The sequence below is a fragment of the Pseudomonas muyukensis genome, assembly GCF_019139535.1.
GTDB classification, from domain to species: Bacteria; Pseudomonadota; Gammaproteobacteria; order Pseudomonadales; family Pseudomonadaceae; genus Aquipseudomonas; species Aquipseudomonas muyukensis.
On the sequence record NZ_CP077073.1, the window covers coordinates 4,955,540 to 4,978,334 of the forward strand.

General features: G+C 65.2%; 24 protein-coding genes and 1 pseudogene. 6 read left to right on the forward strand and 19 right to left on the reverse strand.

Annotated elements, in window-relative coordinates:
• Window positions 1-9: 9 nt before the first annotated feature.
• Window positions 10-864 carry a DUF72 domain-containing protein gene (locus KSS95_RS21970; protein ID WP_225935597.1) on the reverse strand — a complete coding sequence of 285 codons (855 nt, stop codon included), beginning with the start codon at window positions 862-864 and terminating at the stop codon, window positions 10-12.
• Between KSS95_RS21970 and KSS95_RS24710 the strand changes: the two are divergent.
• Window positions 831-929, forward strand: a pseudogene (locus KSS95_RS24710) (hypothetical protein); the annotation flags it as partial. The gene KSS95_RS21970 and the pseudogene KSS95_RS24710 overlap by 34 nt on opposite strands.
• On the opposite strand, the gene KSS95_RS21975 reads toward KSS95_RS24710, so the two are convergent.
• The 4 genes from KSS95_RS21975 to ppc all read right to left on the reverse strand — a co-directional run bounded on the left by KSS95_RS21975 (window position 883) and on the right by ppc (window position 5,604).
• A complete protein-coding gene (locus tag KSS95_RS21975) occupies window positions 883-1,173 on the reverse strand; it encodes a hypothetical protein (protein WP_217849590.1) in 291 nt (96 codons plus the stop codon). The pseudogene KSS95_RS24710 and the gene KSS95_RS21975 sit on opposite strands and share 47 nt — an antisense overlap.
• Window positions 1,174-1,304: 131 nt before the next feature.
• Window positions 1,305-1,979: a tRNA (adenosine(37)-N6)-threonylcarbamoyltransferase complex dimerization subunit type 1 TsaB gene (tsaB, locus tag KSS95_RS21980; RefSeq protein ID WP_217849592.1), complete on the reverse strand. Its 675-nt coding sequence runs from the start codon at window positions 1,977-1,979 to the stop codon at window positions 1,305-1,307.
• A gap of 88 nt (window positions 1,980-2,067) precedes the next feature.
• Window positions 2,068-2,718 carry an adenylate kinase gene (gene adk, locus KSS95_RS21985; protein WP_186659995.1) on the reverse strand — a complete coding sequence of 217 codons (651 nt, stop codon included), beginning with the start codon at window positions 2,716-2,718 and terminating at the stop codon, window positions 2,068-2,070.
• Window positions 2,719-2,976: 258 nt separating this feature from the next.
• Complete coding sequence (gene ppc, locus KSS95_RS21990) at window positions 2,977-5,604, reverse strand: phosphoenolpyruvate carboxylase (RefSeq protein ID WP_217849594.1); 2,628 nt, start codon at window positions 5,602-5,604, stop codon at window positions 2,977-2,979.
• 144 nt (window positions 5,605-5,748) lie between these two features.
• Here ppc and KSS95_RS21995 point away from each other — a divergent pair, with 144 nt between their 5' ends.
• The 5 genes from KSS95_RS21995 (at window position 5,749) to KSS95_RS22015 (ending at window position 8,294) form a co-directional block, all read left to right on the forward strand.
• The gene (locus tag KSS95_RS21995) at window positions 5,749-6,093 is read left to right on the forward strand and encodes a pilin assembly protein (protein WP_217849596.1); all 345 of its coding nucleotides are present in this window, start codon (window positions 5,749-5,751) and stop codon (window positions 6,091-6,093) included.
• A gap of 255 nt (window positions 6,094-6,348) precedes the next feature.
• Entirely contained in the window at window positions 6,349-6,762 is a 414-nt protein-coding gene (locus tag KSS95_RS22000; protein WP_134689567.1) for a DUF4398 domain-containing protein, read from the forward strand.
• A 48-nt stretch (window positions 6,763-6,810) separates the two neighbouring features.
• Entirely contained in the window at window positions 6,811-7,599 is a 789-nt protein-coding gene (lptF, locus tag KSS95_RS22005; RefSeq protein ID WP_217849597.1) for a lipotoxin F family OmpA-related lipoprotein LptF, read from the forward strand.
• A gap of 139 nt (window positions 7,600-7,738) precedes the next feature.
• Window positions 7,739-8,023: a type II toxin-antitoxin system Phd/YefM family antitoxin gene (locus tag KSS95_RS22010; RefSeq protein ID WP_217849599.1), complete on the forward strand. Its 285-nt coding sequence runs from the start codon at window positions 7,739-7,741 to the stop codon at window positions 8,021-8,023.
• Window positions 7,977-8,294, forward strand: a complete 318-nt coding sequence (locus tag KSS95_RS22015; protein WP_217849601.1) for a type II toxin-antitoxin system RelE family toxin — start codon at window positions 7,977-7,979, stop codon at window positions 8,292-8,294. The genes KSS95_RS22010 and KSS95_RS22015 overlap by 47 nt, the downstream gene beginning before the upstream one ends.
• 43 nt (window positions 8,295-8,337) lie before the next feature.
• Here KSS95_RS22015 and KSS95_RS22020 read toward each other — a convergent pair whose 3' ends face one another.
• From KSS95_RS22020 to KSS95_RS22085, 14 genes are all read right to left on the reverse strand, one after another.
• A complete protein-coding gene (locus KSS95_RS22020; RefSeq protein WP_134689569.1) occupies window positions 8,338-8,664 on the reverse strand; it encodes a PA3694 family proteiin in 327 nt (108 codons plus the stop codon).
• Window positions 8,661-9,584 (reverse strand): alpha/beta hydrolase, encoded by a 924-nt coding sequence (locus tag KSS95_RS22025; protein WP_217849603.1) that lies wholly within the window; start codon window positions 9,582-9,584, stop codon window positions 8,661-8,663. The genes KSS95_RS22020 and KSS95_RS22025 overlap by 4 nt, the downstream gene beginning before the upstream one ends.
• Window positions 9,556-10,833: a flavohemoglobin expression-modulating QEGLA motif protein gene (locus KSS95_RS22030; RefSeq protein ID WP_134689571.1), complete on the reverse strand. Its 1,278-nt coding sequence runs from the start codon at window positions 10,831-10,833 to the stop codon at window positions 9,556-9,558. Before KSS95_RS22030 ends, KSS95_RS22025 begins: the two co-directional genes overlap by 29 nt.
• Before the next feature lie 61 nt (window positions 10,834-10,894).
• A complete protein-coding gene (locus KSS95_RS22035) occupies window positions 10,895-11,443 on the reverse strand; it encodes a hypothetical protein (protein WP_217849605.1) in 549 nt (182 codons plus the stop codon).
• 29 nt (window positions 11,444-11,472) lie between these two features.
• Window positions 11,473-12,177 (reverse strand): TetR/AcrR family transcriptional regulator, encoded by a 705-nt coding sequence (locus KSS95_RS22040; protein ID WP_217854059.1) that lies wholly within the window; start codon window positions 12,175-12,177, stop codon window positions 11,473-11,475.
• Between the two features lie 129 nt (window positions 12,178-12,306).
• A complete protein-coding gene (gene lysS, locus KSS95_RS22045) occupies window positions 12,307-13,809 on the reverse strand; it encodes a lysine--tRNA ligase (protein WP_217849607.1) in 1,503 nt (500 codons plus the stop codon).
• Between the two features lie 93 nt (window positions 13,810-13,902).
• Window positions 13,903-14,998 (reverse strand): peptide chain release factor 2 gene (gene prfB / locus KSS95_RS22050; RefSeq protein WP_217849609.1). Its coding sequence is split into 2 segments (ribosomal slippage): window positions 13,903-14,925 and window positions 14,927-14,998, totalling 1,095 coding nucleotides; the frame shifts between segments, so codons are not numbered across the junction.
• Window positions 14,924-15,259, reverse strand: coding sequence for a hypothetical protein (locus KSS95_RS22055; RefSeq protein WP_217854087.1), 336 nt, complete (start codon window positions 15,257-15,259; stop codon window positions 14,924-14,926). The genes prfB and KSS95_RS22055 overlap by 75 nt, the downstream gene beginning before the upstream one ends.
• A 772-nt stretch (window positions 15,260-16,031) precedes the next feature.
• Window positions 16,032-17,036, reverse strand: a complete 1,005-nt coding sequence (locus KSS95_RS22060; protein WP_217849611.1) for a response regulator — start codon at window positions 17,034-17,036, stop codon at window positions 16,032-16,034.
• A 51-nt stretch (window positions 17,037-17,087) separates the two neighbouring features.
• Window positions 17,088-18,101: a chemotaxis response regulator protein-glutamate methylesterase gene (locus tag KSS95_RS22065; protein ID WP_217849613.1), complete on the reverse strand. Its 1,014-nt coding sequence runs from the start codon at window positions 18,099-18,101 to the stop codon at window positions 17,088-17,090.
• Window positions 18,098-20,380: a hybrid sensor histidine kinase/response regulator gene (locus tag KSS95_RS22070; RefSeq protein WP_217849615.1), complete on the reverse strand. Its 2,283-nt coding sequence runs from the start codon at window positions 20,378-20,380 to the stop codon at window positions 18,098-18,100. Before KSS95_RS22070 ends, KSS95_RS22065 begins: the two co-directional genes overlap by 4 nt.
• Complete coding sequence (locus tag KSS95_RS22075) at window positions 20,377-21,024, reverse strand: chemotaxis protein CheW (RefSeq protein ID WP_437179627.1); 648 nt, start codon at window positions 21,022-21,024, stop codon at window positions 20,377-20,379. Before KSS95_RS22075 ends, KSS95_RS22070 begins: the two co-directional genes overlap by 4 nt.
• 8 nt (window positions 21,025-21,032) lie before the next feature.
• Window positions 21,033-22,289 (reverse strand): CheR family methyltransferase, encoded by a 1,257-nt coding sequence (locus KSS95_RS22080; RefSeq protein WP_217849619.1) that lies wholly within the window; start codon window positions 22,287-22,289, stop codon window positions 21,033-21,035.
• A complete protein-coding gene (locus tag KSS95_RS22085) occupies window positions 22,286-22,792 on the reverse strand; it encodes a chemotaxis protein CheW (RefSeq protein ID WP_217849621.1) in 507 nt (168 codons plus the stop codon). Before KSS95_RS22085 ends, KSS95_RS22080 begins: the two co-directional genes overlap by 4 nt.
• Between the last annotated feature and the right edge of the window lie 3 nt (window positions 22,793-22,795).

The window sequence follows — 22,795 nt, forward strand, 5'->3', positions numbered from 1 at the left end:
GCTTTAAGGTCAAAGTAGCCCCAGTTGTTCGACCTCCGGGGCGCGTGGCAATTCCGCCAGTGGCGCCAGCCCCGGCAGGCGCGCCATCAGACGCTGGTGAAAACGCTGGGCCAGCGCTGCGGCGAGGCGGTTGTCCGAGGTGTGCAGGAATACATAAGGGCTGCGGCCCTCTTCGATCCAGGCCGCCACCTTGTCGACCCAGGGCGTGAGGAAAGGCTCGTTGGCCGCCAGCTCCGGATGGCCGATGAAGCGCACCTGCGGATGCTGGCTGAACGCAGCCGGGCGCGGCGGTACCTTGGGCTTCTTGGACTGGGCGTGAAGCACAGCGGGCTCGCGGGACGTGCAACTGAACAGCGCCCGCGGGTCGAGGCAGATGCGTTCCACGCCACGCTCGTGCAACAAGCGGTTGAGCAGGCGCTCCTCTTCGCCGCGGGCGAAGAACGCATCGTTGCGCACCTCCACCGCCACCGGCACGCCGATCTCATCGAGAAAATACGCCAATTCGCCCAACCGCGTCGGGCCGAACATCGCCGGTAACTGCAGCCAGTACGGGGAGACCCGCGCACCCAGTGGCGCCATCAACTGCGTGAAGTTGCGGGCCGAATCGAGTTGTTCGCGCAGGTCGCCAGCATGGCTGACATCACCAGGGAACTTGGCCGTGAAGCGAAACCCGGGCGGCATGAGTTGCGCCCAGCGCTCGACGGTGGCCGGGGCTGGGCGGGCATAGAAGGTGGTATTGCCCTCGACGGCGTTGAACACCTGGCTGTACAACCCAAGGTACTCGCCGGAGCGCGCGTCGGCAGGGTAGAGATAGTCGCGCCAGGCATTTTCAGCCCAGGACGGACAACCGAGAAAATAAGGCAGGGTGGATGGCGTCATCCATCAAATGTACAGGTCCAGCCCCAGCACTTCCATCTCCCAGTCGGTGAAGCCGGCAGTGGTCAGGTAGCTGGCCAGGGCCGAGGCCGTGCGCCGGTCACGGCCACGGGGGAAGATCAGGTCCTGCTGGCGGGCGGGCAGGTTTTCGCTGCGGCGGCTGGCGCGGCTGATCTGCGCATCGGTGTCGTCGATGATCTCGGCGTCGGCCTCGTCGATGTTTTCGTCACGGGCCAACGCCTTGCGCGGCGCGCGCTTGATGGGGTAGCTCGATGAGGAAAAGCCGTCGATACGCATGAAAAAGCACTCAGGACCAATGATGGCAATTTAGCAGCACCCGTAATCCTTCGCTAATGCCCGAACTGATAACTAGACCACAGAACGCGCAAAAGGTTTTATCGTGAACGGCGATAGCCGACGAACTGCCTTCAACGCGCCTTAGGCGTAGCCACATTATCGCGCAGGTACACCGGTTGCGCCTGTTCGGCGGCAACCGCCTCGCCCCGGGCCCAGGCAAAGCCGGCCAGGGTCAGGATATCCAGGGCGCTGGGCAAGGCGCTGGCATCGCTGGCGGCGACCTGCACCGCCAGGCGCTCGGCATAGCCCCAGCCACTGCCGGCGCCAAACCACTCAGCGCCCAGCCCCGCAGGCAGGGCCACGCGCTCCGGCGGCAGCACCGCCTCGTGGCCGACCAGGCGCATTTCGCCCTGCTGGGCCTGGTAGCAGCCCCAGTACACCTCGTCCATGCGCGCATCGATGGCCGCGGCCACCTGCTGCACGCCGCGCCCACGCAGTGCGCCCTGGGCCAGCGCGGCCAGGTTGGATACCGGCAGCACTGGGCGCTCGAGGGCGAAGGCCAGGCCCTGGACCACGCCGATGGCGATACGCACGCCGGTGAAGGCGCCGGGGCCACGGCCGAAGGCGATGGCATCCACCGCGCTCAACGCCACGCCCGAGTCAGCCAGCAACTGCTTGATCAGCGGCAGCAGCTTCTTTGCGTGCAGGCGCGGGGCCACCTCGTAATGGCTGGTCACCTTGCCGTCATGCAGCAAGGCGACGGAACAGGCTTCGGTGGCGGTATCCAGGGCCAGCAAGGTGGTCATCGAACGAGGTATCCAGGCGATAGGGAAAAAGAGCGGCAGTATAAACGACAACGGCCCGCAAGCGGGCCGTCGTGACGTATGGCGAGGATCAGCTCAGGGCGGCCAGCACCTTGGCGGTGATCGACTCGACCGAGCCGACGCCTTCGATATGGCTGTACTTCGGCTTGCCGGCGTTGGCGGCCGACAGCTTCTGGTAGAAGTCCACCAGCGGCTTGGTCTGGCTGTGGTAGACCGACAGGCGATGACGCACGGTTTCTTCCTTGTCGTCGTCGCGCTGGATCAGCTCTTCGCCGGTGACGTCGTCCTTGCCTTCCACTTTCGGCGGGTTGTACTGGATGTGGTAGGTGCGGCCCGAGGCCAGGTGCACGCGGCGACCGGCCATGCGGCCGACGATCTCTTCGTCGTCCACGGCGATCTCGACCACGGCGTCGATGTCGACACCGGCAGCGACCATGGCTTCAGCCTGCGGGATGGTGCGCGGGAAACCGTCGAACAGGCAGCCGTTGGCGCAGTCCGGCTGGGCGATGCGCTCCTTGACCAGGCTGATGATCAGCTCGTCGGAGACCAGCTGGCCGGCATCCATGACTTTCTTGAGCTCCAGGCCCAGCGGGGTACCGGCCTTGACGGCGGCACGCAGCATGTCACCGGTGGAGATCTGGGGGATACCGAACTTTTCGGTGATGAACTTTGCCTGAGTACCTTTACCGGCCCCGGGAGCTCCCAGCAGAATTACGCGCATCTTGTGCTCCTCATATTTTTCTATGCAAATCAACGGATTCGGCGCACAAGGCCAACTCCGGAAAATCGGATGAGACCGCAAAATCGGTCAAAAGGCTGATCAAGATACACAGCGCCCGCCCCCCCGACAAGCGTCCCAAAGTGGCAGGAATGCGCCACTTGCGGCCTGCCAGGGGGGCGGTTGCGCCCGGCGCAACCAGGCATCATGCCCGCGCGATGCCCCAGGCAGGACACCCGGGAGACCCAGCGCCCCGGCCCTTCAACCGGTATTGCGCAAGCCCGCCGCGATACCCGCCACGGTCACCAGCAAGGCCTGCTCCAACGGGCTGTCCAGAGCGGCTTCGCGGCTGCGCGAACGTGCCAGCAGCTCGGCCTGCAGGCGGTGCAACGGGTCCAGGTAGGTGTTGCGCAAGCGGATGAATTCCAGGGTTTCCGGGCTGTGGGCGAGTAGCACCGGCTGGCCGGTCAGGCCCAGTACCACCTGGCACGACTGCGACAATAGGTCGCGCAGGTGCGCACCCAGGGGCAGCAGCGCGGGTTGCACCAGACGTTGGTCGTAGGCCTCTGCAATTTGCGCGTCGGCCTTGGCCAGGACCATCTCCAGCATGTCGATGCGGGTACGGAAGAACGGCCATTGCTCGCGCATCTGCGCCAGCAGCTCACCCTGGCCGCGGGCCAGGGCATTGTTCAGCGCGGTTTCCCAGCCCAGCCAGGCGGGCAGCATCAGCCGCGTCTGGGTCCAGCCGAAGATCCACGGAATGGCCCGCAGGCTCTCGATACCGCCGGCGCGGCGCTTGGCCGGGCGACTGCCCAGTGGCAGGCGACCCAGCTCCTGCTCCGGCGTCGACTCGCGGAAATACTCGACGAAGTCGGGGTTGTCCCGCACCACGCCGCGATAAGCCTTGACCCCATCGGCCGCCAACTGGTCCATCAGCGCGCGCCAGGCTGGCTGCGGCGGCGGTGGCGGCAGCAAGGTCGCTTCCAGCACCGCGGCCAGGTAGAGGTTGAGGTTCTGCTCGGCAATACCGGGCAGGCCAAACTTGAAGCGGATCATTTCGCCCTGCTCGGTGGTGCGCAAGCGCCCGTCCACCGACCCCGGCGGCTGTGACAGGATCGCCGCATGGGCCGGGCCGCCGCCACGGCCAACCGTGCCGCCGCGGCCATGGAACAACAACAGCTCGACCTGATGCTCGCGGCAGATGCGCACCAGGTTCTCCTGGGCGCGGTACTGGGCCCAGGCGGCGGCGGTGGTGCCGGCGTCCTTGGCCGAGTCCGAGTAGCCAATCATCACCTCCTGCGGACCGTGCAGGCCGGCGCGGTAGCCGGGCAGCCCCAGCAGGCGCTGCATGACCGGGCCGGCGTTATCCAGGTCGGCCAGGGTCTCGAACAGCGGCACCACCCGCATGGGCCGGGTCAAGCCGGCCTCCTTGAGCAGCAACTGCACGGCCAGCACATCCGAGGCGGCGCCGGCCATGGAGATCACGTAGGAGCCCAGCGAGGCCGCTGGCGCGGCGGCAATCTCGCGGCAGGTGGCCAGCACTTCGGCAGTGTCGGCCTCGGGCTGGAAGTGCGCCGGCAGCAACGGCCGACGGTTCTTCAGCTCGGCCTGGAGGAATGCGATGCGCGCCTCCTCGTCCCAATCGGCGTAGCGGCCCAGCCCAAGGTAATCGGTGATTTCCGACAGCGCATCGCGATGGCGGGCGGCGTCCTGGCGCACATCGAGGCGCACCAGGAACAGGCCGAAGGTCACCGCCCGGCGCAGGCAGTCGAGCAGCGGCCCATCGGCGATCACGCCCATGCCGCACTCATGCAGCGAGTGATAGCACAACTGCAATGGCGCGATCAGGTCGCGGTTGTCGACCAGCACCGCGGCGCTGGCTGGCTGGGTCGCCGCCAGCGAGGCGTGGGCCCAGGCCCGGGTCGCGCGCAGGCGATCGCGCAACTGCTTGAGCAAGGCGCGGTACGGCTCGGCACTGTCGCCGACCTGGGCACGCAGCGCCGGGCTGGCCTGCTGCATGGACAATTCGCCGGCCAGGTGGTCGATATCGCGCAGGAACAGGTCGGCGGCCATCCAGCGCGCCAGCAGCAGCACTTCACGGGTTACCGCCGCGGTGACATTGGGGTTGCCGTCGCGGTCGCCGCCCATCCAGGAAGCGAAACGCACCGGCGCCGCCTCCAGCGGCAAGCGCAGGCCGGTGGCCTCGAACAACGCGCCATCGACCTTGCGCAGGTGATTGGGGATGGCTTGCCACAGCGAGTGCTCGATCACCGCGAAGCCCCATTTGGCCTCGTCCACCGGGGTCGGCCGGGTACGGCGGATCTCCTCGGTGTGCCAGGCCTCGGCGATCAGCCGGCGCAGGCGCTCGCGCACTTGCTGGCGTTCGGCGGGGAGCAGGTCGCGGTGGTCCTGCGCCGCCAGCTGCGCGGCGATGGCGTCGTACTTCTGGATCAGCGTGCGGCGGGCCACTTCGGTGGGATGGGCGGTGAGCACCAGCTCGATGTCCAGCCTGGCCAACTGGCGGGCCAGGGCTTCATTGGCGTGCCCCGCGGCCTGCAACCGCGCCAGCAGCTCGGGCAGTACCCGCGCCTCGAACGGCGCGGGCTGGTCAGCGTCGCGGCGGTGGATCAACTGGTACTGCTCGGCGATATTGGCCAGGTTGAGGAACTGGTTGAATGCCCGCGCCACCGGCAGCAGGTCTTGCTCGGCGAGGTCGCCCAGGGTCGAACTCAACTGCTCGCCGGCATCGCGCCGGTCGGCCTTGGCACTGTGGCGAATGTCCTCGATCTTCTGCAGGAACGCCTCGCCATGCTGCTGGCGAATGGTCTCGCCCAGCAGCTCCCCCAACAGATGCACATCCTCACGCAAGCGCAGATCGATATCGCTCATCGGGCCTCTCCATTCCGGGAAACAGCAGGCCCCAAGAGTGCCCACCAAGGCGCGCGCCTGGCAAGCCGGGAACACGCAAAGCAACTAAAGTGAACACAGGTCATCCGAAGCAATGCCACTTTCGAGGCTTTGACAGAGGTCATCATGAAAATCCGCGAACTCGCCCAGCACTGGGAACAGAATGCCGCCGGCCGCCTGAGCCCGACCGGCCATGTCCTGCACCTGGACATGGAGGCCGAAGCGCGCCTGGCCGCGCTGATCGAGATGTACCCCAAGCGCAGCCCCGAGGAACTGCTCGGTGAGCTGGTGGCCGCCGCGCTCGAGGAGCTGGAGGCCAGCTTCCCCTACATCAAGGGCCAACAGGTGATCGCCACCGACGAGGAAGGCGACCCGCTGTACGAGGACATCGGCCCTACCCCGCGCTTTCTGGCCCTCTCCCGCCGCCACCTGCAGGCCCTTGGCCGGGTGCCGGAAGACCCCTCGCACTGAGCTTCGCGGGTGCCGGGCAAGGCCCGGCATACCGCCATCGGCCACGGAAGTTCCAGGTCAAATCCGCTGACCAATTAGTCAGAAAAAAATACCTTTAGCGTGCAAATTTTTCTGAACTATTCAAAAAACGCCTCGGTCACAGCCAATAGCCATCACGGCAAAACCCTTAAGACCCGGGCGTTGACGCGCTCGCCTGGCGACAGGGGAACAGCGATGAACCCGTAGCGGCCATCGTCGTTTAACAGGAGTGACCCAATGGAGTTGACCACCATGAAGACCCGCATCGAAAAACCTACTTCCACTCACCTGCGCGGGCTCAAGCTGGCCGCGCTGGCCCTGGGCAGCAGCCTGGTGCTGGCCGGTTGCGCGGGCAAACCGCCTACCGAGCAATACGCCGTGACCCAGTCGGCGGTCAACTCGGCGGTGAGTGCCGGCGGTACCGAGTTTGCCGCGGTGGAGATGAAAGCCGCCCAGGACAAGTTCAAGAAGGCCGAGATCGCCATGCACGACAAGCAGTACGACGAGGCCAAGCTGCTCGCCGAACAGGCCGAGTGGGACGCCCGCGTCGCCGAACGCAAGGCCCAGGCCGCCAAGGCCCAGAAAGCCGTGCAGGATGCCCGCCAGGGCGTCAACGACGTACGTGAGGAAGGCCTGCGCAGCGCCGAATGAGCCTGCCCCGCCACTTGAGCCTTCGTTAGAGATCAAAGGATGAACACCATGCGCAAACACATCATGATTCCCGCCCTGCTGGCCCTGAGCGTAGGCCTGGCTGCCTGCTCCCACGACCCGAACGCCAACCTGGAATCGGCCCGCACCAACTTCTCGGCCCTGCAGAGCGATCCGCAGTCGAGCAAGGTGGCCGCGCTGGAGACCAAGGACGCCCAGGACTGGCTGAACAAAGCCGACAAGGCCTACATGGACCGTGAGAACGAGAAGAAGGTCGACCAGCTGGCCTACCTGACCAACCAGCGCGTCGAGGTGGCCAAGCAGACCATCGCCCTGCGCACCGCCGAGGCCGACCTGAAGAATGCCGCCGCCCAGCGCGCCCAGGCCAAGCTGGACGCCCGCGACGCGCAGATCAAGAAGCTGCAGGACAGCCTCAACGCCAAGCAGACCGACCGCGGCACCCTGGTGACCTTCGGCGACGTGCTGTTCGACTTCAACAAGGCCAACCTCAAGAGCAGCGCCTATCCGAACATCACCAAGCTGGCCCAGTTCCTCCAGGAAAACCCTGAGCGCAAGGTGATCGTCGAGGGCTATACCGACAGCGTCGGTTCGGCCAACTACAACCAGACCCTGTCCGAGCGCCGTGCAGGCTCGGTACGCATGGCGCTGGTGCGGGCCGGCGTCGACCCTGCGCGCATCGTCGCCCAGGGTTACGGCAAGGAGTATCCGGTGGCCGACAACGGCAGCAACTCGGGCCGTGCGCAGAACCGTCGGGTGGAGGTGACCATCTCCAACGACAACCAGCCAGTGGCGCCGCGTTCGGTGAGCCAGATCCAGTAACCACTGGTGCTTGAGTGAAGAACCCCGCCTTGAAGGCGGGGTTTTTCATGTGTACCAGTCATCAAAAACACCTTTAAAGACACCATTCAAAGTACTAACCTGATCGTAACGTCCCTTCGACTAACAGGTTGATACAACAATGACCTACCCCGTTCTCGCCGATCTGGCAGCATCCATCACCGAGCTGAAGAAAGATCCTATGGGCACCATTCGCGAAGCGCGCGGCGAGACCGTGGTGATTCTCAATCGGAACGAGCCTGCCTTCTATGCAGTACCGCCTGAACGCTATGAGGCGATGATGGAGCTGATCGACGATTTGCACCTAGCCGAATTGGTACGCCAGCGAAGTGGAGGCCCCACCGTGAGGGTGGATATCGATGAACTTATCGTCGAGGCCGAACGCGACATCAAGCTACAACCTTGAGTTCGACGTCAGGGCGCAGAAGGAGTACCGCAAACTCGAACCGCAACTGCGCCTGCAATTGGCCAGAAAGCTCAAGGTGCGGCTGGTTCAACCCAGAGTAGAAAAGGACAAGCTGGCCGCCATGGCCGACTGCTACAAGATAAAGTTGAAATCAGCCGGCTACCGCCTGGTTTACCAGGTCATCGAACATCGTGTCATGGTGATAGTGATCGCAATCGGGAAACGCGAAAACAGCGAAACCTACACGACGGCACGCTCGCGCATGAACTAGAAATTTCGTTCGAAGCGAAGCCTTCGCCACATCCAATGGCACCTCACTGCACCTGCTGCGGCGTCTCCTGCCCCATGCACCGCACCGCACGCTTGCGGTTGTCCACCAACACGCCGGTCAGGCCCTTCTGCTCGGTATCGAACAGCACCAGCACGCCATCGATGCACTGCGCCACCTGTGGCGCCGGGGTCAGGGAAAGCTTGTAGTCCTCGCCCGGAATGGTCTTGAGCATGGTGAAGTCCTGCAACAGCAGCGCATCCTGCGGCTTGGCGAAATGCAGATAGCCGTAGTACCAGAGGACTCCCACCGTCACGATGATGCTGCCGACACCGGTCAGGATCAGGGGGATGGCGTTGCGTTCTTCACTCATTGCGCGTTTTTCTCGTCAGGGTAATTGGGGACTTCGGCCAGGCGGCGCAGGCCGTTGAAGTGCGTGGGGTCGTCCAGGAAGCGCAGCATCACCTGGCGCCAGGTTGGGTCGGCAAAGGTCTGCACATGGTCGCCGCGGGTCAGTTGCAGCACCCGTGGCGGCGGCGCGTGCTGGTACAGGCGCAGGCCGTTGTCCAACGGCACCAGCTTGTCGTCGATGCTGTGGAAGAACAGCTTGGGGGGGCTGGTCAGGCGCTCGATGGAATGGATCGCGCTGTCGCCGTCGGGCACCAGCCAGGACAACGGCACCTGCAGGGGCCAGGTCATCCACGAGGTGCCCAGGGCATAGCGCCCGACCGCGCGGTAGCTGGCCGGCACGCCATCGAACACCAAGGCGCTGAAGCGCTGGCGCTGTTGTGGGTGTTGCGCCAGGTAGTGGATGGCCATGGCCCCGCCAAGGCTCTGACCCAGCAGCACCAGCGGCTTGCCTTGCGCCTGGGGTGCCTGGTCGAGCCAGCTCAAGGCCGCGGCGATATCGCCATACACCTCGGGCAGCGTCGGCTTGCCCTGGGACAGGCCGTAACCGCGGTAGTCGATCATCAGCACCTGGTAGCCTTGCTTGGGCAACCAGTAGCTGCCGCCAAGGTGCCAGGCCAGATTGCCGCCGTTGCCATGCAAGTGCAGCACCGTGCCCTTGATCGCGACACCCTCGGGCACCGGCAACCACCAGCCGTGCAGGCGGGTGCCGTCGGCGGCGGTCAGGGTCAGGTCCTGGTAGGCCAGGCGGGCCTTCGCCGGGGTGAACGGCTGGCCAGGCTCGGGATAGAACAGCAGGCTGCTGCAGCCGGCCAACAGCAGCAACCCCAGGCCGAGGGCGAGGTGACGCCAGGCGTCAGAGAATGTTCGCGTAGTCGGCTTCAATGCGGTCCAGGCTCAGGTGGTTGAGGAAGTTGGAGAAACACATCCAGGCCGACAGCGCATTGAGATCGCGGAACTGCTCGGGCAGGTACTTGGGCGGCTCCACCAGGCCTTCCTCGACCAGCTGGCGCAGCGTGCGCATGTCTTCCAGGGTGGTCTTGCCGCAGAACAGCAAGGGGATCTGCTCCAGCTTGCCCTTCTTCACGGCCAACTGAATGTAGTTGTAAACCATGATGAAGCCCTTGAGGTAGGACAAGTCCTTGGTGAATGGCAGGCCATTGGGCACCGAACCGCGGAACACTCGGCTGGCATTGCTGTAGCTCTGGCCCATCTCGAAGCCCTGGCCACGGAAGAACTCGAAGACCTGCAGGAAGTCCGCGCCCTCCTCGACCATGTGGATGGCGCGGGTGCGGTTGGTGAGCTTGCGCAGGCGGCTGGGGTAGGAGGCGAAGGCGATCACCTCCATGAGGATGGCCAGGCCTTCCTGGGTCACCGTGGACGAGGGCGGGCCCTTGGCCAGGAAGGTGCAGATCGGCTGGTTGAGGCCGTTGAGGGTGGTGCCGACATGCACCAGGCCCTCGTGAACCTCCAGTGCCCGCACGTCGCGGCTGTTGAACATGGCGTCGGCGCGCACCTTGATGTAGTCGGCCCCCGCCGCGGCGTCGGCGACGATACCGTCGGACTCGAACACGCGGATGGTTTCCTCGGCCTCGCCGAACACCTTGTTCAGGCGGCGCTGGAGGATCGCCACCGCCTCTTTCGCCGTGAGGTTCTTCGGCTCGTCTTTCAGGTCGCCACGGCCGTCGATGTTGTTCAGGTAGTCCGAAAGCATCAGGCCCAGGTCGGCCAGGGTCGGGTCACCGGCGTGGAACGCGTCCGAGGCTGCGCCGTAAAGCTCCTGGGAGATCAGGCCGAAGTCCTCGGTGCCGCGCGCCTCGAGCATGCGCACCACCATGCGGTACTCCTTGCACATGCGCCGCATGATCTGCCCGACCGGGTTGAACTGGCCAAGCTGGCGGGTGATGTCGCGTTCGATGCCCTGGAATTCAGCCTTGAGCGCATTGGAGTCGAACGACAGCGGGCGGCTCTGGTAGTAGGCCCGGTCCACTGCCGGCGGCTCCTTGCCCTTGGCCTTGAGGAAGCCCTGGCGGATGCCATCGTCCCACTTGACCGCGTCGAGCACGCGGATCGGGGTCTGCGCGGCGACGATACGGTCGGACAAGCTGCGGATGGTTTGCTGGTATTCGTCCACCGGGGACTCCTTGCATTCTAGTGGGCCGGGTGCGCCGGCAAGGCCGGCGAACCGCGCCTTGCTACCTGGCGGCACGCTGGAAGCGCGCCACCTCGACGAACAGGTCCGAGTTGGCCGGGTCGTCCAGGTACGCCAGCACCCGCTCCGCCGGGCTGTCGATCAACACGCCCTCGCCATTGTCGTCCGGTACCGCGGTACTGCGCCCGCTCAGTTCCTTCTTGGCCACCGCCTGCTGCACCTGTTCGACATCGAGGTTGTAGACCACCAGCTCCTTGCCATCGACGATATCGAAACCACCAATCAGGAAATTGCCGCCCAGGCGCTTGGGCACGCCGGCCGACAGGTACCAACGGTTGCCATGCCGGGCCACGGTGAAGGCGTACTCCTCGGGCGCCTTGCCCTGGGCACGGGCCACGGCCTTGTAGGTATTGCCGCCGGCGCGGCTGATGCTCAGCTTCAGCGGCTGGCCCCAGGCGTCCTTGCTGCTCCACTGGCCGAGCAAGGCCTTCGGCGCCTGCTGGTTGGCCGCCAGCGGCTCGTCGAAGGTCACCAGACATCCGCCCAGCACGAGGAATGACAAGGTCAACAACACCACACGCCAGGCTTTCATCAGCTTCTCCTTGAAAAGTCGTTCGCCACTCAGGCCGATGCCAGCACCATCTGCAAGTATCGGACAAGGATAGCGAGCATCTGCTCATCGGCCCGCGCATTCGCGTCCTCGAGCAGGCCCTGATATTCCATCTGCTCGATTATCGCCGTCAACATCTGGGCGTCCTGCTCGGGGTGACGCGAGCCAACCACCTGCAATATCTGCCGCGCACCATGCAGCAGGATCTGCTCGTGGGCCTGCACCAGCTCTGCCAGGCGTCGGCACAGCAGTGCCTCCTGGCGGAAGGCCTGCTCGGCCATGAGGAAGTCGCGGCGATTGTTAAGCTGACGCAGGACGTAGTCGGCCAGCATGCGCGCCACTTCATCGGCCAGTTGCGCCCGGGCCTGGGGTGAACCGTCGCCCTGGGCGAGCAACTGGCGCAACACACCCTCGGTATTGGTCCACAGCTTGGCCATGTAGGCGGCGCTGCGCTCGACATACTGGGCGAAGGTGTCGGCCAGCAGGTCCTGGATGTCCTTGAAGTAATAGGTGGTGGCCGACAGCGGCACACCGGCTTCGGCGGCCACGGCGCGGTGGCGCACGCCACGCACGCCATCACGCACGACGATGCGCATGGCCGCGTCGAGAATCTGCTGGCGGCGCTGCTCGCTGCCCTGGCGGGCGGTCTTGCGGCCCTGGTACTGCACACTTTCGGCGACGGCGGTGGCGATGCCGGCGGCGCCCTGGTGGGGCATTGCGGGGGTCACGGGGCGGTACCTCATAGTTCGAGTCATCTGCTGCCTGTGCCGCCATAGGGCCGGTACTGACAACATAAAGCGTCAGGCATGAAAAAGCCGCCTCGAAAGGCGGCTTGTTCACATCACTCAGGCCTGTGGACGCATGTGCGGGAACAGGATCACGTCACGAATCGACGGCGAGTTGGTCAGCAGCATCACCAGGCGGTCGATGCCGATGCCTTCACCGGCGGTCGGCGGCATGCCGTACTCCAGGGCGCGAACGAAGTCGGCGTCGTAGTGCATCGCTTCGTCGTCACCGGCGTCCTTCTCGGCCACCTGGGCGAGGAAGCGCTCGGCCTGGTCTTCGGCATCGTTGAGCTCGGAGTAGGCGTTGGCGATCTCGCGGCCACCGATGAACAGCTCGAAACGGTCGGTCACGGCCGGGTTGTCATCGTTGCGACGGGCCAGCGGCGAGACTTCGAACGGGTACTCGGTGATGAAGTGCGGCTGCTCCAGCTTGTGCTCGACCAGCTCCTCGAAAATCATCACCTGCAGCTTGCCCAGGCCTTCATGGCCGAGCACCTTGGCGCCAGCCTTCTTGGCGATGTCACGGGCGCGGTCGACGTCTTGCAGGTCGGCGGCGGTCAGCTCGGGGTTGTACTTGAGGATCGAGTCGAACACCGACAGGCGCACGAACGGCTCGCCGAAGTGGAAGACCTTGTCGCCATAGGGCACGTCGGTGCTGCCCAGTACCAGCTGCGCCAGCTCGCGGAACAGTTCCTCGGTGAGGTCCATGTTGTCGCGATAGTCGGCGTAGGCCTGGTAGAACTCGAGCATGGTGAACTCGGGGTTGTGCCGGGTCGAAACGCCTTCGTTACGGAAGTTGCGGTTGATCTCGAAGACTTTCTCGAAGCCACCAACGACAAGCCGCTTGAGGTACAGCTCCGGCGCGATACGCAGGAACATGGCCATATCCAGGGCGTTGTGGTGGGTTTCGAACGGCTTGGCCGCGGCGCCGCCCGGGATGGTCTGCAGCATCGGCGTCTCGACCTCGAGGAAGTCGCGCTCGATGAGGAACTTGCGAATGTGCGAGATCACCTGCGAACGCACACGGAAGGTGTGGCGGGTTTCCTCGTTGACCATCAGGTCGACATAGCGCTGGCGGTAGCGCTGTTCGGTGTCGGTCAGGCCGTGGTGCTTGTCCGGCAGCGGGCGCAGCGATTTGGTCAGCAGGCGCACGTTGGTCATTTCGACGTACAGGTCGCCCTTGCCGGAGCGGGCCAGGGTGCCTTCGGCGCTGATGATGTCGCCCAGGTCCCAGGTCTTGACCGCGGCCAGGGTTTCTTCGGGCAGGGTCTTGCGGTTGACGTAGACCTGGATGCGCCCGGTCATGTCCTGGATGACCATGAACGAGCCACGATTGAGCATGATGCGACCGGCAACCTTGACCGGAATCGCGGCTGCTTCCAGCTCTTCCTTGGTCTTGTCCGCGTACTGTTTCTGCAGGTCGTTGCAGTAGCTGTCGCGGCGGAAGTCGTTGGGGAAGGCATTGCCCTTGGCGCGCTCTGCGGCAAGTTTGTCCTTGCGCAGGGCGATCAGGGCGTTTTCTTCCTGTTGCAGGTCTTGCGCTTCGGTCTTGAGGTCGCTCATGTCGTCATTCTTTCCATCAGGTGTTCGTTGCCCGATCCGGGCAGGGCACGCGCTACCGGCGGCTGGCCAGGTAGCGCGGCGGTGGTGCACGGCTTACAGGCCCTGCTTGAGGCTCGCTTCCAGGTACTGGTCGATGTCGCCGTCCAGCACCTTGTTGCAGTCGCTGCGCTCGACGCCGGTACGCAGGTCCTTGATGCGCGAGTCGTCGAGCACGTAGGAGCGGATCTGGTGGCCCCAGCCGATGTCCGACTTGCTGTCTTCCAGGGCCTGGGAGGCGGCGTTGCGTTTTTGCATCTCCAGTTCGTACAACTTGGCCCGCAGCATTTTCATGGCGGTGTCCTTGTTGGCGTGCTGGGAGCGTTCGTTCTGGCAGGCCACCACGGTGTTGGTCGGCACGTGGGTGATGCGCACCGCCGAGTCAGTGGTGTTGACGTGCTGACCGCCGGCACCGGAGGAGCGGTAGGTGTCGATGCGCAGGTCGGACGGGTTGATCTCGATTTCGACCTTGTCGTCGATCTCGGGCGACACGAACACCGCGCTGAACGAGGTGTGGCGACGGGCGCCGGAGTCGAACGGGCTCTTGCGTACCAGGCGGTGCACGCCGATTTCGGTGCGCAGCCAGCCGAAGGCGTACTCGCCCTTGATGTGCACGGTGGCGCCCTTGATGCCGGCGACTTCACCTTCGGAGAGTTCGATGATGGTGGCGTCGAAGCCGCGCTTGTCGGCCCAGCGCAGGTACATGCGCAGCAGGATGTTGGCCCAATCCTGGGCCTCGGTGCCGCCGGAGCCGGCCTGGATGTCCAGGTAGGCGTTGTTCATGTCCATCTCGCCGCTGAACATGCGACGGAACTCGAGCTGGGCGAGGGATTCCTCAAGCCCTTGCAGCTCGGTCTCGACATCGCTGACGGCGCCTTCATCGTTCTCCTCGACAGCCATGTCGAGCAGGTCCTTGCAGTCGGTCAGGCCGTTGGACAGTTTGTCCAGGGTCTCGACCACCTGTGCCAACATGGCGCGCTCGCGGCCCAGGGCCTGGGCGTACTCGGGCTTGTTCCAGACAGCGGCGTCTTCCAGCTCGCGGTTTACTTCGACCAGACGATCATGTTTGTGATCGTAGTCAAAGATACCCCCGAATGGACTGGGAACGCTCGGTGAGGTCCTTGATGGTGTTCAGGATCGGTTGGATTTCCATGGGCGGGCAGCTCTCGTACGAATTCGGTGAAAAGCCCGCGAGTATAACCGAGTCTGGAGGATGGCGGCAGACCCGCCGGGCGGTATGGACGCATTCCATGAACACAGTGTTGCCGTTGCCGTTGCCGTTGCCGTTGCCGTTGCCGATCAAGAGGCTAGCGCCATAGCCCACGAGCGACAGCTGCGCCAGCCCAGGCGCCGCCCGTAACTTCGCGACTTCAGGAGGCCGAACGCAGGCCTTGCGTAGGGAGGTGACGGGCATGGATGCCCGTCAAGCGCTGGGGCCCAGGATGGGCCCTACAGCGCGGTCCTCCCGGGAGCAAGGCCGGAGTGAGGGAACCCGGAGCGTAGCGTAGGGCCGGATGAATGGAGCGCAGCGTTTTTTGGTTACTTTTTGTCGCGTTTGACAAAAAGTGACTCGCCGTAAGGGCGAAAAGGTGATTAAGCGTCGATATAGCAAATGAATGCGTTTACATCTGTGAATACCCACGCCGATTGACTTTGACTTTGACTTTGACTTTGACTTTCAGAGCGTGAGTTTTGAAAGCTATACGCGTATTCATTGGCGATGGCGACGCATAGTCACCTTTCCGCCCTTACGGCGGGTCCCTTTTTTAAGGATCAAAAAGGAACCAAAAAATCCTCGCTCCATTCATCCGGCCCCTACGCTGCGCTCCGGGGTCCCCTCGCTCCGTTCTTGCTCCCGTGGGTACCGCGCTGTACGCCCCATCCTGGGGCGCAGCGCTCGACGGCCATCCATGGCCGTCGCCCCACTACGCAAGAACTCCACTCGGCCTCCTGAAGTCGCAATTGGTGTTGCCTAAACTATCGCGCGCTTAGAAGCAACAGCAACAGCAACAGCAACAGCAACAGCAACAGCAACAGCAACAGCAACAGCAACAGCAACAGCAATTAAAATGAGCAAAGAGCAAAGCGATTAGAATCTCAGTCTTTGACTGTCATTTCCTCTCGCCGGCAAGCCGGCTCCCGCTGGACGAATACAAGTCTTGAAACTTCACCCTGCGGGAATACACTTAGGCAATCCCAACCTGATTACGCCCATTGTTCTTGGCCAGGTACAACCCCTTGTCCGCCGCCGAGATCAACTGCCGGCAATGGCTGCCCACCCCGGGCGTCAAGGTCGCCAGGCCGATGCTCACGGTCAGGTGCGAAGCCGCCTCTGGCACGGTGTGGGCGATGTTAAGCGCCATGATGGTCTGGCGCAGTTTCTCGGCAATCAGCCGCGCGCCCCCCGGCGAGGTATTCGGCAACACCAGGGCGAACTCCTCCCCCCCATAACGCGCCGGCAAATCGGTGGGCCGCGAACAGCAACCACGGATTGCCTCGGCTACCTGGCGCAAGGCTTCATCGCCGGCCAAGTGGCCGAAACTGTCGTTGAACACCTTGAAGAAATCCACGTCGATCATCAACAACGACAACTGCTGCTGTTCCCGCATGGCCCGGCGCCACTCCAGCTCCAGGTATTCGTCGAAGTGGCGGCGATTGGACAGCCCCGTGAGCCCATCCGAGTTCATCAGCCGCTGCAGCATCAGGTTGGTGTCGAGCAACTGCTGCTGGCTCACGCGCAAGGCCCGGTACGCCTCGTCGCGCTGCAGCAAGGTCAGGTACGAGCGCGAGTGGTAGCGGATACGCGCCACCAACTCGATGGTGTCGGGCAACTTGACCAGGTAATCGTTGGCCCCGGCGGCGAACGCCGCGCTCTTGACCAACGGGTCCTCCTTGGTCGACAGCACGATGATCGGGATATCCTGGGTGGCCGGGTTGTTACGGTACTCGCGCACCAGCGTCAGGCCGTCCAGCCCGGGCATGATCAGGTCCTGGAGGATCACCGTGGGCTTGATGCGCATGGCCTGGGCCACCGCCTGGTGCGGGTCGGCGCAAAAGTGGAAGTCGATGTTCTCCTCGTGGGCCAGGCCACGACGCACCGCCTCGCCGATCATCGCCTGATCGTCTACCAGCAGGACCATCGCCGCACTTTCGTTGATGGTCGTAAAACCTTCGATTGGTAGATCATTCATCCGTAGTCACCCGATCACTACCGCAGCGGCGGCGTGACTCAATACATATCGTCATTTCGAAAAGATTTCCATCAGCCGCCCGGCAATTCGCTCCAAGGGGCGGATCTCCACCGCCGCGTGGATCGCCGCAGCGGCCTTGGGCATGCCGTACACCGCGCTGCTCTGCTGGTCCTGGGCGATGGTCAGGAAACCCTGCTCGCGCATCAGCTTCAGGCCCTGGGCGCCATCGCGGCCCATGCCGGTGAGCAGCACGCCCACCGCCTCGCCCGACCAGTAGCGCGCCACACTCTCGAAGAACACATCGATCGAGGGCCGGTAGATTTCGTTGACAGGTTCGGCAGTGTAGGCCAGTTCGCCGTTTTTCAGCAGGCGGATGTGGTGGTTGGTGCCCGCCAGCAGCACCTGCCCCGGTTGCGGCGGCTCGCCTTGGCGGGCCAGGCGCACCGGCAGGCCGGATGCCGAGCTGAGCCATTCGGCCATGCCGGCGGCAAACACCTGATCGACATGCTGGACCAGCACGATGGCCGCCGGGAAATTGCGCGGCAACCCCTTGAGCAACACCTCCAGCGCCGCCGGCCCACCCGCGGAGGAGCCAATGGCCACCAGCGCCCGGCGCTGCGAGACGTCGCGCAGGGGGGCGGCGACCGCCCGCGGCGCGCTGGGCCGCTGCTGGCCGATCAGCCAACCGATATTGAGGATCTTGCGCAGCAGCGGGGCCGCGGCTTCGCGGGCATCGCCAGCACCCAGCGCCGGGGTGTCGACCACGTCCAAGGCGCCGTGGCCCATGGCCTCGAACACCCGGTGCACGTTCTGCTTGCGGTCTACCGTAACGATGACGATGGCGCACGGGGTCTCGGCCATGATCCGCCGGGTGGCCTCGACGCCATCCATCACCGGCATGATCAGGTCCATGAGGATCAAATCCGGCGTCTGCTCGGCGCAGCGCTGAACCGCCTCGGCGCCATTGCCGGCGACCCACAGCACCTCATGGGCCGGTTCGAAGGCCAACGCCCGACGCAAGGCCTCCACGGCCATGGGCATGTCGTTGACGATGGCGATCTTCATCCCTGAGCACCTCCGATCAGTTCCACCACCGCGTCCAGCAACGCATCATCGTGGAAGCTGGCCTTGGCCAGATAATAGTCGGCGCCGGCATCCAGGCCACGGCGGCGGTCTTCCTCGCGGTCCTTGTAAGACACCACCATCACCGGCAACGACTGCAGGCGCTGGTCGCGGCGGACCAGGGTGACCAGTTCGATGCCGTCCATGCGCGGCATGTCGATATCGGTGATCAGCAGGTCGAAATCGTCGCTGCGCAGCGCGTTCCAACCGTCCATGCCATCCACCGCCACGGCTACGTCGTAGCCACGGTTGCCCAGCAGCTTGCGTTGCAGTTCGCGCACCGTGAGCGAGTCGTCGACCACCAGGATGCGCTTGCGCGCAACGCCCTTGCCACTGCGGCTACCACGCTCGATACGCTCCAGGCGGCCGGTGCTGAGCAGCTTGTCGACAGAGCGTAGCAGGTCCTCGACATCGATGATCAGCACCACCGAGCCATCATCGAGCAAGGCCCCGGAGGAAATGTCCTGGATTTTGCCCAGGCGCGGGTCGAGCGGCATCACCACCAGCACCCGTTCACCGATCAGGCGCTCCACCGCCACCCCATAGAGCTGGTCGCGCTCACGAATCACCACCACCCGCAGGCTCTGCTCATCGCCCTGGGTGGTTGGCCGGTTGAGCAACTGGCTGGCGGCCACCAAGCCGATATGTCGCTCGTCGTGCCAGAAGTGCTGACGCCCTTCGATCTGCACGATGGCCTCGGCCGGGACCTCGACGGTGCGCTCGATATGCGCGAGCGGGAAGGCATAGGCCTCGCCACCGACCTCCACCACCAGGCTGCGCACCACCGACAGGGTCAAGGGCACTTCGAGGTGGAAGCAGCAGCCCTGCCCCGCGACCTGGGTCAGCTCGATCGAACCGCGCAGCTCGCGCACCATGTGCTGCACGGCATCCAGGCCAACGCCACGGCCGGACACCTCGGTCACCGTGTCGCGCAGGCTGAAGCCCGGCAGGAACAGGAACGTCAGCAGCTCGGCCTCGCTCATCTGCGCCACGGTCTCGGCCGGCGACAGCGCCCGCTCGACGATGCTCTGGCGCAAGCGCTCAAGGTCGATGCCGGCGCCATCGTCGGCCAGTTCCAGGATCAGCAGGCCGGCCTGGTGCGAGGCGCGCAGGCGTACCGTGCCCTCGCTGGGCTTGCCCGCCAGCAGCCGGCGCTCGGGCAGCTCGATGCCGTGGTCGACGGCATTGCGCAACAGGTGGGTCAGCGGTGCTTCGAGTTTCTCCAGCACATCGCGGTCGACCTGGGTCTTCTCGCCCTCCACCACCAGCCGCACCGGCTTGTCCAGGGAACGGCCGAGGTCGCGGACCATGCGGCTCTGCCCGGCCAGCACGTCGGCGAACGGGCGCATGCGGCACGCCAATGCAGTGTCGTACAGCAACTGCGCGCGCTGGCTGGCCTGCCAACCGAATTCGTCCAGGTCGGCGGCCTGCTGCAGCAGGATCTGCTGGGTCTCAGCCAACAGTTGCTGGGTCTGGGCCAGGGCCTCGAGCACTTCCGGGCCCTGGCCGCTGTCCTCCAGCTGGGTCTTGAGGCCGTCCAGGGCACGCATGCCCTGCCCGTGCATGCGCTTGAGGCGCTGCAAGGTCGCCAGGTAGGGTTTCAAGCGCTGGGTCTCGACCAGCGACTTGCTCGACAGGTCGAGCAAGCTGTTGAGGCGATCGGCGGTCACCCGCAGCACCCGCTCGCCACCCTCGCCACCCCGCTTGCCCACTTTGCGTGCGGCGCCAGTTTCCGGTTCAGGCTCCGGCTCGCTGGGCACCGTGGGGGTGGCGATGGGCTCGGCCGGCAGCGGCGCGACAGGCTGCGGCAGCGGCGCCATCAGCACCGGCGCCGCCGGGTCGAGCACCGCCGCCATCTGTGCCAGAAACGCCGGGACCATCGCCTCGCCAGCCGGGTCGCCCGGCGTGGCAATGCGCATCAATAGATCGGTGCCCTGCAGCAGGACATCGATGTGCTCGGCACGCAGCAGCAGACGCCCCTCCTGGGCCGCCACCAGGCAGTCCTCCATCACGTGGGCAACGCTCACCCCGGCATCGATGCCGACGATACGGGCCGCACCCTTGAGGGAATGCGCCGCGCGCATGCAGGCTTCGAGCTGGTCGGGCTGGGCCGGGTTGCGCTCCAGCGCCATCAGGCCCGCGCTGAGCACCTGGGTCTGTGCCTCGGCCTCCAGGCTGAACAGCTCGAGCAGCGAGGCGTCGCGCATTTGCTCCGGGGTCATGACAGGCTCCGCTTCACGGCTGACAGCAGCTGTTGTTCATCCAGCACGCGCACGCTGCGCCCACGCCACTGCAACACAGCCGTGGTGAAATGCGCGGCGTCGCGGCCATTGTCCTGGCCGGCGAGGTCGAGGCGGTGGATGCCGTCGATCTCATCCACCGCCACCACCACCGGCCCGCCCTCCACCGCCAGGATCAGCATCCGCGGCATGGCCCGGCCATCGCGCTGCGCACCCGCTTCGCCCGGCAAGCCGAGCAGATCGCCCAGCGACAGGCAAGGCACCAAGGCCCCGCGCACATTGGCCACCCCCTGCAATACCCGTGAGCGCTGGTGCGGCAGGGAGTGCACCGGTTGCAGGGGGGAAATTTCGCTCAGGCAGGCGGTGGCCAGGGCCAACCACTCCTCCCCCAGGCGAAACAACAGCAGCGAGCGACCGACGACGGCCTGCACCGTCGCTGGCACCGCGATCTCATCCTCCTGCAGCAGCGCATAGCGGTCCAGCAAGCGCGTTGCAGCATCGGCATAGACTTCGCAGTTGCGGCAATGCACATGCCGCTCGAGCAATGGGCATTGCTTGTCGCCATGTACGCCAATGCGATTCCAGCAATCGTCGATTGCCTGGTCATCGTGGGCAATCAGTTGCATGTCGTAACTCATCGTTCAGACTCCCTGCCAGCCCGCGCCGCACGTTCCTGCAGGCGCCGGGCGCCCACCTCGTCCCCTTGCGAGGCCAGCAGCGCGGCCAGGTGCACCAGCGCTTCCGGGTGCTGGGGTTCGAGGTACAGGGCCTTGCGGTAATGGGTGATGGCCTGGGCGACTTCGCCCTGGGTGTCGCTGAGCAACCCCAGCCAGTAGAAGATCTGCGCCTTGGGCGCAAAGTGGCGCAGGTAGCGCTCGCAGCCTTCGCGGGCCTGCGCACTGTCCCCGGCATTGGCATGGCGAGCGATAGCCGCCAGCAACTGCGCCTCGCCTTCGGCCGCGGCGGGTTTCGCCGCCACCGTGGGGCGGGGCGGCGGCAGCCGTGGCGGCAGCGCCACGAGCCGCGGCGACGGGTTCGCCGGCGCAGGTTGGCGCGCAACGGGCAGTGGCTTGCTGACCGGCGCAGGCGCAGGCGGGTTGTCCTGGCGTACATAGGCGAACGACTGGGCAATGCCCAGCGGGCGCATGCCCAGGCGCGCCAGCAGGCTGCCTTCGGCTGGCCCGATGAACAGCACGCCCTGGCCGTGGGTCAGGTGCTTGAGCACCTCGAACACCCGCTGCTGGGTCGGTACATCGAAATAGATCAGCAGGTTGCGGCAGAACACAAAGTCATACAGGCCCTCGCGCCCCTTGAGCAGTGGGTCGAGCACATTGCCCACCTGCAGGCTGACCTGCTGGCGCACCCGCTCGGCAAGGCGATGGGCCTCGCCGGCTTCGCTGAAGTAGCGCTCGCGAAACGCCAGGTCAGTGCCGCGGAAGGAATTGCGCCCATACACGCCCTGCTCGCCCTTGGCCACCGAGCTGGGGCTGATGTCGATGCCGTCGATGCGAAACGCACCCGGATTGATCCCGGCATCGAGCAGCGCCATGGCGATCGAGTAGGGCTCCTCGCCGGTCGAGCACGGCAGGCTGAGGATACGCAGCGGCCGCGCGCCGGCCAATTCGGCCACGCGCTTGTGGGCCAGCCCGGCCAGGGCGGTGAAGGATTCGGGATAACGGAAGAACCAGGTCTCCGGGACGATGACCGCCTCGATCAGCGCCTGCTGCTCTTCGGCAGACTGCTGCAGGCGCAGCCAGTAGTCATCCAGGTCGGCGGCCTGCAGCAGCGTGCAGCGCTGACGCAAGGCACGCTCGATCATGGGCGCGCCAACCGACTCCACATCCAGGCCGATGCGCTCCTGCAAGAACCGGAAAAAACGTTGTTCGTTCATGTGGGCACCTGCCCAGGCTCGGCCGGGTACAACAACGCCTGCACTTGGTCGCTGAGCAGGTCGTCCACCCGGATGCGCTGCAGCAGCCCCCGCGCATCCTGGCGCACCGGCCCCAGGTAACGGGCCTCGCCGTTGTCCAGGCCATAGGGCTGGAACGCCTCGGGGTCGCAGCGCAGGGTATCGGTGGCCTGTTCAAGGATCAGCCCCAGCTGCAAGCCCTGGCGATAGTGCACCAGGACCAGCCGCGTGCTGCTGCGCGCCGCCGCTGGCACGGCGAAGCTCAGCGCCGAGAGGTCGATCACCGGTATCAACGCGCCACGATGGGCGAGCACGCCGGCCACCCAGGCCGGGGCCTGGGCGATGGGTTTCAGGGCACGGCGCGGCAGTACCTCGATCACCTCGCGCGCATCCAGGGCAAAGCGCTGGTCGGCGATGCGAAATTGCAGGTACAGCACACCATGGTCAGCCGAGGCTTGGGGCGCGCGGGCAGGCAAGTCGTTCATCGC